6 protein-coding genes are annotated in these 13,609 nt (G+C 44.0%); 1 reads left to right on the top strand and 5 read right to left on the bottom strand.

Annotated features, from left to right (window positions below; genetic code table 11):
* Nucleotides 1–203 precede the first annotated feature (203 nt).
* Together HGG78_RS15545 and HGG78_RS15540 are read right to left on the bottom strand one after the other, a co-directional pair.
* Entirely contained in the window at nt 204–821 is a 618-nt protein-coding gene (locus HGG78_RS15545; RefSeq protein ID WP_172533439.1) for an OmpA family protein, read from the bottom strand.
* A 5-nt stretch (nt 822–826) separates the two neighbouring features.
* Complete coding sequence (locus HGG78_RS15540; protein ID WP_172533438.1) at nt 827–2,140, bottom strand: TolC family outer membrane protein; 1,314 nt, start codon at nt 2,138–2,140, stop codon at nt 827–829.
* Between the two features lie 353 nt (nt 2,141–2,493).
* Between HGG78_RS15540 and HGG78_RS15535 the strand changes: the two genes are divergently transcribed.
* A complete protein-coding gene (locus HGG78_RS15535; protein ID WP_172533437.1) occupies nt 2,494–8,670 on the top strand; it encodes a VCBS domain-containing protein in 6,177 nt (2,058 codons plus the stop codon).
* A gap of 62 nt (nt 8,671–8,732) precedes the next feature.
* On the opposite strand, the gene HGG78_RS15530 is transcribed toward HGG78_RS15535, so the two are convergent.
* The 3 genes from HGG78_RS15530 to mfd are packed head-to-tail and all read right to left on the bottom strand — an operon-like array spanning nt 8,733 to nt 13,609.
* A complete protein-coding gene (locus tag HGG78_RS15530; RefSeq protein ID WP_172533436.1) occupies nt 8,733–9,275 on the bottom strand; it encodes a GNAT family N-acetyltransferase in 543 nt (180 codons plus the stop codon).
* Between the two features lie 53 nt (nt 9,276–9,328).
* Nucleotides 9,329–10,099, bottom strand: a complete 771-nt coding sequence (locus HGG78_RS15525; RefSeq protein ID WP_172533440.1) for a peptidoglycan binding protein CsiV — start codon at nt 10,097–10,099, stop codon at nt 9,329–9,331.
* 48 nt (nt 10,100–10,147) lie between these two features.
* Nucleotides 10,148–13,609, bottom strand: a complete 3,462-nt coding sequence (gene mfd, locus HGG78_RS15520; RefSeq protein WP_172533435.1) for a transcription-repair coupling factor — start codon at nt 13,607–13,609, stop codon at nt 10,148–10,150.

Here is a 13,609-nt window from a genome sequence, read left to right as displayed (position 1 = left end):
GAATAGTTCGGCATTCTTTCCGGATGTGGGGTGATTTTTTATAATCGAAATTAATATGCAACTAAAGGTTAGATGAAATTTGTGGAATATTGATTGGCGTTTTTTGCTATATAAGAGATTAATATTAAATCTATTTTATTTTCTGTAGACGAACCATGGATGAAAGCCCCAAATAATTAATATAAAATACTTAGGGCTACGAATTAGTTGACCTTAGGAATGGTGGTAAATATTGTCCATTCGTTTTTAACCATGCCTTTATGACCGATAACTGTAGCAGTGACACGGCGGTTTAAGGCGTGGCTGACTTCATCGAGACCTAATGCGGCCAAATGAGTGTCACCATAACTAACGATTTTTAATCGCTGGCTGTCAATGCCTTTTTCAATCAGCAGGTTGCGCACGTTCTCTGCCCGTCGACGGGCCAGATCGTAATTATACTTTGTATCGCCTACTTTACTTGCATATCCTTGTATTTCTATAGAGGTCTCAGGGTACTTATTTAGGAAAGCCGCTAGCTCAGTGCCCTTACGTTGGAAAACACTCTTTATATGGCTAGAGTCGTTATCAAATAAGATCTTAAGCTGGTATTGTTCTTTTTTGTTGACGTAGGTTTCACAGCCGTCGTTATCGACTTCTGCGGCGATTGGGGTGCCGGTACAGAGGTCGCGAGCATTGATCACACCATCATCGTCTGCGTCTTGCAGGTCGGCAATCTGATTGGTTTTTGGAGTCGGGATATAATCCATACCATCGTTTGCAAATGTGACATTTAGGCTCAGTATAGTCAGAACTAAAGCCGTTAATATAATATTTTTCATAGTGTTTAGTACTCCACTGGTTGAGTCCACTCTTTTGGAATATCAATGCGTAGCGCATCACGTAGGTTTCCGGTTGAAGTCAGAACACGGTATTTGGCGTACTGCTGTGCGAACTGGGCTTCTATGTAGCCTTTGCGCGACTCGAATAACTCATTTTCAGTGTTTAATAAGTCAAGCAAAGTACGCCTACCTAAGCTGTATTGCTTCTGGTATGCGATAACAGTATTCGATGCAGAGTCAACATGTTGAGCCAAAAAGTTTTTTTGTAGATTTGTCAGCTCAAGTGCATTCCACGAAAGATGAATTTCTTGTTCAACCCCCCGATAAGCGCGTTCTAGCAGGTCTTTCGCTTTGTTGAGTTGGTAGGCCATAGTGTCCGCGTTTGCCGAATCTCGACCACCGTTATAAAGGTTATAGCGAACACGAAGCATCGCAGTGGTATCTGCGCTGCTGCCTTCGATACCACCAGAGTCATTGCGCCAGTTTTGTGCTGCTTCAAATGAAATAACCGGGAAATTATTTGCATCAACTTGCTTATATTGGAATTTTGCTGAGTCGACATCCGCTCGAGCTATTTTGATAACTGGATGGTTTTCAAAGGCTTGAGTTTTTGCTTCATCAAGAGTTGCCGGAATGAAGTTTTTATCAGCGTGTGGGAATATTAGATCGTGTGGGACTTCGCCAACCAACTTAAAGAAAATCGTTTGCGTATCTTTATAGTTATTTTGTGCTGCGAGTATGTTGCTGTGAGCTTTGGCCAAGCGAGCTTCAACTTGAGTAAGATCAGCAACTGAACCTATCCCAGAATCTTTACGCTTTTTAATATCAACATAGATACGCTCATGTGTACTAAGATTACTTGCAGAAAGCTCCATAAACTTTTGTGCCTTAAGTACATCAAGGTAAGCATTAATCACTTCGAGGGCCACACTCTGTGCATCAGAAAGCAATTGATAACGTAATGACTCTGCATCTGCCGAAGTTCGGTCAATATCATGTAGGGTTTTAGACCCATCCCAAATCAACTGAGTCAGAGTTATAGATGCGTCTTTGCGAGTCATATCTGTGTTTTTGTTACCAGTCGAATTTGCCGGGTTTATCCCCTCATAGCCAATGCCCGCATCGATATCAATACGAGGTTTATAAGCCCCAGTTGATTGATCGACAATATACAGTTTGCTCATGTACTCGTTAAATGCACTCTTTATATCAGGATTGGTTGCAAAGGTAATTGCTACCGCCTGTTCTAACGTTTGTGCATTAGAAGGAAGCGCAATAAATAAGCCACAACACGCAATGCTGATACTGCTTAATTTCACAGAGAGTCTCCTAAAATAATATTAATCTCAATATTTAAAACTATATAAATTCGAATATATATAAGTGAACGTTGCGTAGTTTAAATCTATTGACGATAAGTCATTGCTTCATTAGAAACGTAGTGATTACGAACGTTGATCCACCAAAAACAGGTCGCGTAAGATATGATGTTTTGTTCGGAAATAAAATAACTTTAAAACATGCAGTTTATTGGTGAAAAAAATACATGTTTTATATGTAGTGAACAGTGGTAAATTAGTAAATAAAATATGTTAACGATTCAAATCGAATCTCATTGCCCATCTAGTTTTATGGGGGGGGATTTTTTTATTTGCTAAATGGGGTAAATCTCTTGGTTGAACAATCAAAATTAACCGCAGAAACCTATGTTGTAATAGGACTGGATGGTCACATCAAAGTAGTAAAATCGAAAGATAGTTTACTGCCAGGTGAAGTGATTGTTGAAGCATTGAAAGGTGAAATCCAACCTCAGCAAGTCGACTTAGCAAATGTTGAAGAAGATCCTAAGTCTGGTAGTTTCGTTGAATTAAATAAAATTTATGAAGCTCTAGAACAAGGTGTTGATCCTACTGAATTAGGTGATGAGTATGCCACCGCACAGGGTGAAATAGTTGGTTCAAGCCTGACAAAATCTGGCACTATTGAACGTACTGGTGCCGAAGTATTGGCAAGCACCTTTTTTGAAACTGCTAGCATGGTTACTGCTCTAACAACCGAGCAGGGTAAAACGGTATTTAATATTTCTCGTTCGCCACAATCTGAGCCCACTGAAACCAAAGCGATCATCACCCCAACACAACTGGATGGCGATAAAGGCGCGGTGCAGGAAGACGTGCTGTTGGTGAGTCGCGGTAATCTGAATATTGTAGACCCGGATGCTGGCGAAGCGGTATTCCACCCTCAAGCAGACGTTAAAGATGGCAACTGGGGGACTTTTTCTATCGATGAAAGTGGCAACTGGACCTATAAACTGAATAACAGCCATGCGGATGTGCAGGCTTTGGATGCAGACAGCGCTCCTCTAATCCGAACCATGACTGTGACCTCAGCAGATGGCAGCACGCATGACGTGGTGATCACCATCACCGGCTCTGACGATAAAGCGATCATCACCCCAACACAACTGGATGGCGATAAAGGCGCGGTGCAGGAAGACGTGCTGTTGGAGAGTCGCGGTAATCTGAATATTGTAGACCCGGATGCGGGCGAAGCGGTATTCCACCCCCAAACAGATGTTAAAGATGGCAACTGGGGGACTTTTTCTATCGATGAGAGTGGCAACTGGACCTATAAACTGAACAACAGCCATGCGGATGTGCAGGCTTTGGATGCAGACAGCGCTCCTCTAATCCGAACCATGACTGTGACCTCGGCAGATGGCAGCACGCATGACGTGGTGATCACCATCACCGGCTCTGACGATAAAGCGATCATCACCCCAACACAACTGGATAGCGATAAAGGCGCGGTGCAGGAAGACGTGCTGTTGGAGAGTCGCGGTAACCTGAAGATTGCAGACCCGGATGCGGGCGAAGCGGTATTCCAACCCCAAACAGATGTTAAAGATGGCAACTGGGGCACTTTTTCTATCGATGAGAGTGGTAACTGGACCTATAAACTGAACAACAGCCATGCGGATGTGCAGGCTTTGGATGCAGACAGCGCTCCTCTAACCCGAACCATGACTGTGACCTCGACAGATGGCAGCACGCATGATGTGGTGATCACCATCACTGGCTCTGACGATGCTCCGGAATTTATCAGTGGTACCAACAATATCCATGGCTTGGATACGCAAGGTAAGGCCGATGTTGACAGTTACCAGTTTAGTGTTGATGAAAATACCGAGCCGAGTGTAATAGGGACGGTTAGCGCCTTTGATATAGATCTGAACAGCCAAGTAACTTATCACCTTACCAATCATACGGATCTGTTCGAAATCAACAGTATTACTGGTGAGATCAGCGTTAAAAATGGTGTGACATTTGATCATGAAATAGTGAATAACTATCAGCTTGAAGTAGAAGCTCTAGATGAATCGGGCGCTAAAGATAGCGCACAAGTTAATGTGCTGATTAACGATATTAACGAAGCTCCAATCGCTGAAAACGATAATGGTATTGAGAAGGTGACCAAGATCCTAGATCACAAAAGCTGGGATAATAATACTGATATAAGCGTTGACTACTACATCATTGATACAGCAACTGGAAGTAAAGTTGCAGACGCTAGAAAAGCGGATTACACCGGGGATGGCGGTGAGCACAAATTTGGAGTTAGTTCTACTTTGGACGGAGGCTCAGACCGTGTCCAAGATGGTCAGATTGGGTATGATGATGTCACCGGGCAAAGTGAAGCAATGCGCTTCTCATTTGCCAATGGGCAAGTTTCTGATCACGCAGAAGTAGAAGTAAAAAATCTATGGACGGACACTACAAACGGAAGCTGGGAACCAGGTATTGAGCGTGGCGTCTGGAAAGCGTACTACAAGGGTGAACTAGTTGCGACAGACGTGTTTGAAGGTACCCGTGGTGGCACTCAGGTAGTCAACGTAGATGCAGATGGTCGCTTCTTCGATAGTATCGAAATGTCGACGACCAGCTACAAAGACGGGGTAGTTGATCCTAACGGTTCTGAATACTTTATTACCCAGCTATCTGTGGATTTGACAAGCTTTAATGATAGCTATCAGACCAACGGCTCAGGTACTCTTCAGCTAGATGTATTGGTGAACGATAGCGATCCCGATGGCGATAATCTAACTATTGTTGACTACCCACATACTGACTATCTATCGTTACAGAACGGCAAGCTGGTTTTTGATGCAGCTAAGTATTTAAAGTCTTTACCTGCCGATATACGTACTCTAGAAACTGGTGAAGTTAAGAGATACACCTTCGAATACACCATTGAGGATGAGCATGGTCTGACTGATAAAGCAGAAGTTACCGTGAGTGTGATCGGAGAACCTATGTCTCTGAATGATACGCATGCTGTACTGAGTGAGCTCCAGATTGGTATAGATATTGGTGCACGTACAGAAGGTGATTTGGTTGCAAACCTTGGTTCAGCAACAGATGCAGAATACCACTTTGATGCAAAACAGAGTCTGGACGGTGTTACCAGCGGTGGTAAGTCTTTGGTATTTGAAGTGAGTACTGATCAAAGCACTCTGACCGGATATATTGGCAGTGGAGCGGATAAGGTGGCAGTGCTTGAAGCTCATGTCGACAGTAAAACTGGTCACTATTCTGTCGTTCAATATGCGCCTTTGGATCACACCGAGCAAGGTGCAGATAAGCTGGATATCCCTGTAAAAATCGAGGTGAATGCAGGTGGTCAATCGGAGAGTGCTACGCTTCATATTGACGTAATAGATTCACAGCCTTCGGTTACTTCTGCTCATTATGAGATCAATGACGTTGCTCCGCAGAACAATAGTGTTGTGATTGCGCTAGATGCATCCGGTTCTATGTGGAGTGACAAAGTAAAGGACGAGAATGGGCTTGAAGTCTCACGCTGGGATCTTGCACGAAGTGCAATTAAAACCATGTTTGAAAAATATGATGACTTAGGAGATGTTCGATTTAAGATCGCGACACATTCGGGTTATCCAGAAGGTAAAACGTCAGAATGGTTGAATTCAGTCGATGATATTGATGCTTATTTGGATTCTATCGGGCGTGGTGGTTGGACACCATACAGCCAAGCAATCGATCAGGTACATTCAGCGCTTACCGATCTGAACGGAGAAATGGAAGATACCAGTAGCCATCAGCTTTACTTTATTTCTGATGGCGCCCCGAGTGATTTTGGTTCGTGGACCAACATCTCCGATAGTGCCTATGCAGGATTGCGTGAAAGTTTGATGAAGTGGTTAGCCGCAGACGATTTTGAAAGTGCACAACGTTATGAGTATCTTGTTAAAGGTTGGGATAAGCCGACAGAAGCTGAGCAATCTATTATTCTAGAAAACGCTATGGAGCGCAGCATTAGTTCCAGTGGTGTGATCATCGATAATGTTTGGTCCATCGGTATTGGGGCCGGAGCTAATATAAAATATCTAGAGCCTGTAGCAACAGACAAGGGTTCGGCAATTTTGGTAACAGATGATTCACAAATTGAAGCTCTACTGACCAAAACTGTATCAGGCCAACTACAAAGTAACCTTCTGGATGAGCATAATGGTGATGCTCAGTGGGTGGATCACATCACTAGTAATGGTGAGACTTATTACTACAGCAAAGAAAATGGCAGTGTCACCACGAGTGATGGGGCTGTTATTTCAAGTTACAGTTTGGCACAGATCGATACAGAGCACGGCAAGTTGACTATCAACTTTGAAAATGGTCGTTACGATTACAAAGCCACGAATGTGGCTGGCCACCAACAGGATAAATTTGAAGTCACGATTATTGACTCTGATGGTGACACTGCAAATGGCGAAATTATTATCGATATTCGTGATCGCGCGCCAGAGTTTATCAGCACTGATGATGCAGACCAAATTCATGGTACTGATATTAGCGGTATGCCTACAGCAGATACTGCTAGCTTTAACATACCTGAGCATGAAGCAGGTGTATTGGTGGGGAAGGTTGAGGCTTTTGATCCTGATGGAAGCGATACTATTAAATACGAATTAAGTGGTGGTGATGCTAACCTATTTCGAGTGGATCCGAACAGCGGTGAGATCTGGTTGAAAGACGGCGTGAAACTAGAACATTCCACCCAGCAGTCCTATCAGTTAGCCGTGTCAGCAACAGATGGTGCTGACAGTGATACTACTCAGGTTACCCTGAATGTTACAGAGAATCACGCGCCGACTTCATCACCAGTTCAAGGCTTTGCAGAGATGGAAGCTCTGCCAATTAACAAAGTGACAGTCGTATTCGATGAGTCCAATAGCATGACCCGTACTTTTGACGGTCAGAATACAGTTGGCAGTGAAGCGACGGCTCCTAAATCTGAATCGAGAGCTTACAAAGCGGCAGAAGCACTGCATACCATGGTTGAAAATATGATTGCAGAAGGTGGTGAATCGAATACGTTTATTCGCCTGATCCGCTTTGATGGTGATGTGTCAACACAAAGCTGGCTTACGTTGACAGATGTTGAATCGATGACTCGCCCTCCAGAGTTGAATGGACGGAATGAAAATGATCCAACATACCTCTCTGAGGTCGCCACTTATGTGAACAACTGGTGCGATATTGACCATGGTAAGAACACTGATTACAACAAAGCTATGGAAGCGGTCATGGATGCAGGTGAAAAGCATCGAACCAGTTATCCTTGGCAAGACGGTCTTGACGAAGACGGAAATTTTGACTGGGATCTGTACCAGAACGAACAACCAGTTGAAAGCAAGGACACTATATTCTTTATCTCTGATGGTGAACCAAACCCGCAAGAAGGTGAGGTAGCCAAACCTGATTTGTATCAGCGTTGGGAAGAGTACAAACAAATCAATGATGTTAAAGTCTATGGTATTGGTATCGCTTTGTCAGAGAATGCCAACGCAACTCAAGCGCTAGCTGAGTTAAGCGACAAAGTAGTGCTTGTAGATTCAGGAGAAGATCTGAGTCAGTATCTTAACCAATTCTCGCCAGAGCCAATTGCAGGTGAGCTTTTGGCTGGCAGCCAGGATGCAGATGGCGATACTATGACAATTTCTCTGGCTGACGAGGACTTCTCATTTCTAGGCGCAGATCTGCACGGCATTACCGTAAATCAACCCCTAGTGTCTTCGACTAATGATGTAGACGGTAAGCTGCATATTGAAACTGCGTTTGGTACTTTAGAAGTGGCCTCAAACGGTAGCTACAGCTTCACTCAGAGTGACGACATTACCCTTCAGGGTGACCAGCAGGCTGATCTAAACTTCCTGTTTAAAGTATCAGATGGTAAAGGTGGTACTAGTGATAATGTTTTTACCCTGACTTTGAGCGAATCAGGTAGTGATATTGCTAAAACCGAACGGAATTCTTTGGTTGGTGACGATCACGACAACTCACTTACTGGCGGTGATAGTATTGATATTATGCTCGGTTTGGCTGGAGTAGACACTTTAAACGGTGGCGCAGGTGATGACATTCTAGTTGGCGGTCAAGGTGACGATATCTTGATTGGTGGTCTGGGCAACGATATTTTGACTGGGGGAGAAGGTAGTGATCTATTTACCTTCTCCAACGATGTGTTAAGCGTTACGTCTTCTCAGGATGTGATTAAAGATTTCCATTTAGGAGAAGACAAGCTAGATCTAAGCGATATTATGCTACTGACGGGTAATGATGCGAATGATATGGATAACCTGTTAGATCACGTAAGCACAAGTTTTGATGACTCTAATGATCTCTTAAGGCTGACCATTACTGGTGATAATGGTGACTCGACATCAGTTGCACTTGAGCATTTTGATATGTCAGGACTTGAATTGACCGCTTCGGCAACGTCGCATGAAATTGTCGAACAATTGTTTCAGAACCAAGTGTTTAAGATGGATTAATACTATCTATTGCTAAAATTGTTACTTTTAAAAATGGCACTCGACAAAATTGAGTGCCGTTTTTAATTGGTGGGTATCACTGAAAAGACAACGCCATCTTTTGGTAAGCCATCAAACAGGAACCTGTTTTTTGCTAATGCTTCCATTTTAGCACCGCATGCCAACGCCAGTTGCTGACTTGGGAGGTTGTCTGGGTCACACACAATTTCTAGACGAGTTAATTCAAGCTTGCTGAAACAGAACTCAATTAGTGCATCCAACGCTTCTTTAGCATAGCCTTTACGCTGCTTTGCATCACATATCCAATACCCTAAACTTGCCATGTTAAAGGTATGATAAAACTCGTTGACGGCGACCATTCCAATCAGTTGTTCACTTTCCTTTAAATAAATCCCAAAACCTAATGCTTGTACTTTCACCCAGTTCAATCTTGTAGCGATCAAAAAGCGCTGCGCTTCATCAAGAGTAAAATGTGGGTGACACCAGTCAATCCACTGATGAAGAGTTGGAGAGTGAGATACACAATCAGCTAACGATTGTGCTTCATCAACGGTGATCAGTTTCAGTTCGAGACGTTGTGTGATGATCTGAAAATCGGGACTCATAGCCAAAGTTCCAAGATAAAAAAACGCCCGAGTTCGGGCGTTATGAAGGAGAATTACGGTTCGACTCGACGGACTTGGATGATCATCCCCATTAATGGGTGATCTAGATAATGGGTTTCATTACTGCGCATACGACGCTTTTGGTCCATCCGATAGCTTTTCAAAAACTCTTCGATTTCTAACGTTGGCGAAACAGACTCTAAGTTGCCCACTTGTACTGCTGCATTTTTATCTTCTGGCGCGACATCAAGCTCTAAAGGAGAATCCTGTAGCGTTACCTCTCTCACACTAGGTTCTTTTAAGTCAATAGTCGTTTCTGCATAAAGATAATGTTGCACGTAGATCTGTAGTTTGCCATCGAGTTCATAAAGTGGTTTGGCAATACTTTGTTCGACAACGCCATTGACTGGTGAATCTTCCTGCACGGACACTTTTTCACTACCATCAACATTAAATTTGGTTGAGTAATCTTTACCAGCTTGGATATGGAAAACGGGTGCTGAATTTCTACCTTGGTCACCTTGTCGCCAAGCGGTATGCAGCAGTACTTCAAAACCTGCGTGATTTTTCAATTTTTGCGCTTGGTCATTCAATTGGTAATCTGAGAAAGGCAGCATTTTCACGCCTTTTTCTTGGCGATAGCTTTGGTCACTAAAGCTACCCGCACGCTCAACATTAATCTCAGGCAGAGAGTTAGGCCATGACTCGCTCACTTTCTCTGCATCAACCGCGCGCTTAAAAATGATCACTTCTATATCAAATTGTCTCGCTGCCAAACTTGGCATGGAGACAAGCAAGAGTAATAGGGGGATCAGTTTTTTCATCATAGCTCCATCATTTAGGTGCAAAGTTCAGTATAAAAGATTGGCCTTTTATACTCTTGGCATTAGGTTTTGTTGGAATTCACTGAGCATATTTGCCACAAACTGAATTCGTTCGCGTCTATCGACTAATGGTACAGCAAACTTAAACTTAGTGGGTCCTTCCATTGCAAATTTTTTCGGCTGAGATTGCAGTAGTTTAACTAAAAACATCGGGTTTATGTCAGCATCTGGATAGAACTCGATATAACCGCCTTTGTCATGCGCTTCTATTTTTTTGACTTTTAACACGGCAGCATCAATTTTAAGTTCAGCCACTGAAAGCAAGTTATTGGCAGCATCTGGTAGTTTACCGAAGCGGTCAATCAATTCCACCTTCAACTCAGCTAGCTCATCACGGCTACTGACACTGGCGATCTGTTTGTACATGGATAGGCGGGTATTGACATCGGGAATGTAGTCGTCAGGAAGTAGGGCTGGCAGACGCATTTCGACTTCGGTTTGCTCACGAAGTAAGTCCTCAAGCGCTGGTTCTTTACCTTCTTTCAGTGCTTCTACCGCTTGCTCTAACATTTCCATGTAGAGCGTAAAACCAATCGACTGGATCTGACCGCTTTGTTCGTCACCCAACAGTTCACCTGCGCCACGAATTTCCAAGTCATGAGTCGCAAGCGTAAAGCCAGCACCTAGGTCTTCGAGTGAGGCAATTGCTTCTAAACGTTTAATCGCATCTTTTGTCATTGCTTTCGGGTGTGGTGTAAGCAAATATGCATAAGCTTGATGATGAGAACGTCCAACACGACCACGAAGTTGGTGTAACTGAGCGAGGCCGAGATTATCGGCTCTATCCATAATGATGGTATTAGCGGTTGGTACATCAATACCAGTTTCAATAATGGTGGTACACACTAATAAGTTAAAGCGTTGGTGATAAAAGTCGTTCATCACTTTTTCGAGTTCTCGTTCGCGCATTTGTCCATGAGCAATGGTGATGCGAGCCTCGGGGATCAGTTTTTCTAAGTCTGCGGCTACTTTTTCAATGGTCTCGACTTGATTGTGTAGGAAGTAGACTTGACCGCCACGCATGATTTCACGCAGTACAGCTTCACGTATTGTGCTGTCATCGCTTTGTCGAACAAAGGTTTTAATCGCTAAACGTCGAGCGGGTGGTGTCGCAATGATGGAGAGATCTCGCATACCGCTCATCGCCATGTTTAACGTACGAGGTATTGGTGTGGCGGTAAGCGTGAGGATATCAACATCGGCGCGCATTGCTTTGACTTTCTCTTTTTGTCTCACCCCAAAGCGGTGCTCTTCATCGACAACCAGTAAGCCGAGGTCTTTAAACTTTAGCTCACTCGATAACAATTTATGTGTACCGACTAAAATGTCGACTTTACCTTCAGCGACATCAAGCAGAATTTGTTTTTGCTCCTTGGCGGATTTAAAGCGAGAGAGTACTTCGACTCGGATCGGTAAGTTAGCAAAACGGTCACGGAAGTTTTCAAAATGCTGTTGGGCCAACAAGGTTGTCGGGACTAATACTGCGACCTGTTTACTGTTGTCGGTACATACGAACGCTGCGCGCATTGCCACTTCGGTTTTACCAAAACCAACATCCCCACAAACTAGACGGTCCATGGCTTTCTTTTGACACATATCGGAGAGAACCGCATTGATCGCCATGTTTTGGTCTTCGGTTTCTTCAAATGGGAAGCCTGCTTTAAATGTTGCGTATTGCCCGCGATCCAACGCGAATTTGTAACCCGGTTTGAGTTCTCGCTTGGCATAAACATCAAGCAACTCTGCCGCGACATCGCGCACTTTTTCCGCCGCTTTTCGCCTTGCCTTGGTCCATGCTTCACCGCCCAGTTTATGCAGTGGAGCACTATCTTCAGCGCCACCGGAGTAGCGGCTGATAAGATTTAAAGAGGCAACAGGTACGTACAGTTTGGCATCATTTTGGTATTCAAGAGTGACGTATTCAGTCACCATGCCGCCAGCTTCAAGGGTTTGTAGCCCCAAATAGCGACCAATGCCGTGATCAATATGCACAACGGGCTGGCCGGGTTTTAGCTCTGCTAGGTTGCGAATAACAGCGTCACTGTTAGTGACTTTACGGTCTTTCTTACGGCGAAGAATGACTCGATCGCCCAATAAATCGCTTTCGCAAATTAAGGCAAGTTTGGCGTTATCATAGATGAAACCGTGTTCGGCTGCGCCGAGCACTAAACAAACTTTATCTTTCGCAGTACATGCTTCTTGAAAGCTGGATTTTTCAACTGGGCGAAGTTTAATGCGCTGTAACAGTTCTAATAATGCTTCTCGGCGACCCTCGGATTCGACAGAAAAAACGATTTTGCCATTAAAAGTTTCACTAAATTGGCGCATAGCCACTAGTGGTTCTTTGTTTTTATGTTGAACCGCCAGCTCAGGCAAGGTCGACACTGGTAGGTTAATGCGGCCGGGCTTTTCTGTGATAGGGGCTGTACTTAGTTGTACTTGAGCAACACCTTTAAATAAGCTGAATAATTCGTCTTTTTTGAGCCACAGTTCGTTGGGAGGCAGCAATGGACGCAATGGGTCAATTTTGCGTTGGTCATAGCGATACTCAACGTCACTTAAAAAGTGATCAATGGCTTCTTCGATATTACCTATAGTGAGTAGTTGGCTTTGCGGATCAATATAATCAAATAAGGTTTCAGTGTGCTCAAAGAAAAGTGGTTGCCAATATTCAATGCCGGCAGGCCAAGTTCCCTTAGTGACTTGCATATATACCGATTCGGGCTCACGGCGGGCATCAAAGCGTTGACGCCAGCGGATGCGGAAATCCTCAATGGCACCTTCGGTGGTAGGAAATTCATGTGCGGGTAGTAAACGAATTTCCGCGATTTCTTCAATTGAGCGTTGGTTCTCAGGGTCGAAAGTTCGAATCGTATCGATTTCATCATCAAAAAAATCGATACGATAAGGATCATGACTGCCCATAGGGAATAGGTCGAGAATGGAACCACGACTGGCATACTCACCAGGGCCAAAGACTTGATCGACATGTCGATAGCCGGAATTCTCTAATTGAATACGTAATTTTTCCAACGAAAACTGGTCACCGGTTTTGACCATCAAGGTATGCTGGAGCAAAAACTCACGAGGCGTTTGACGCTGTAACAGAGTACTGACCGGAACGATGGTGATACCTGTTTTCAAGCTGGGCAGTTGATAAAGCCTTGCTATACGGTCAGAAATGATTTCTTGGTGTGGAGAAAAATTGTCATAGGGCAGTGTTTCCCAATCAGGAAATAAAGCGACTTCGGCTTGGCTAAATTGTTCAATTTCTTGCAACAGTTTTAGCGCCGTTTGCGGGTCGGGCACGGCCAATAAAGTATGACTTGGGTGCTGGTTAGCAAGCTCGGCGATTGCTAGAGCTAAGCTAGCGCCATGTAAGTTGCCAATATGTTTTTTGTCTCCAGCACCTGTTGGTTTAACCAGAGAAAGTATCGATTGTGTAGTCAT

The sequence above is a fragment of the Vibrio aestuarianus genome (assembly GCF_012395185.1).
Lineage (GTDB): Bacteria > Pseudomonadota > Gammaproteobacteria > Enterobacterales > Vibrionaceae > Vibrio > Vibrio aestuarianus.
This window is presented reverse-complemented; position numbering and strand designations above follow the sequence as displayed.

Coding starts and splice junctions, on each gene's coding strand:
- HGG78_RS15545 (WP_172533439.1), bottom strand. CDS start 821: ATGAAAAATATTATATTAACGGCTTTAGTTCTGACTATACTGAGCCTA.
- HGG78_RS15530 (WP_172533436.1), bottom strand. CDS start 9,275: ATGAGTCCCGATTTTCAGATCATCACACAACGTCTCGAACTGAAACTG.
- HGG78_RS15525 (WP_172533440.1), bottom strand. CDS start 10,099: ATGAAAAAACTGATCCCCCTATTACTCTTGCTTGTCTCCATGCCAAGT.
- mfd (WP_172533435.1), bottom strand. CDS start 13,609: ATGACTACACAATCGATACTTTCTCTGGTTAAACCAACAGGTGCTGGA.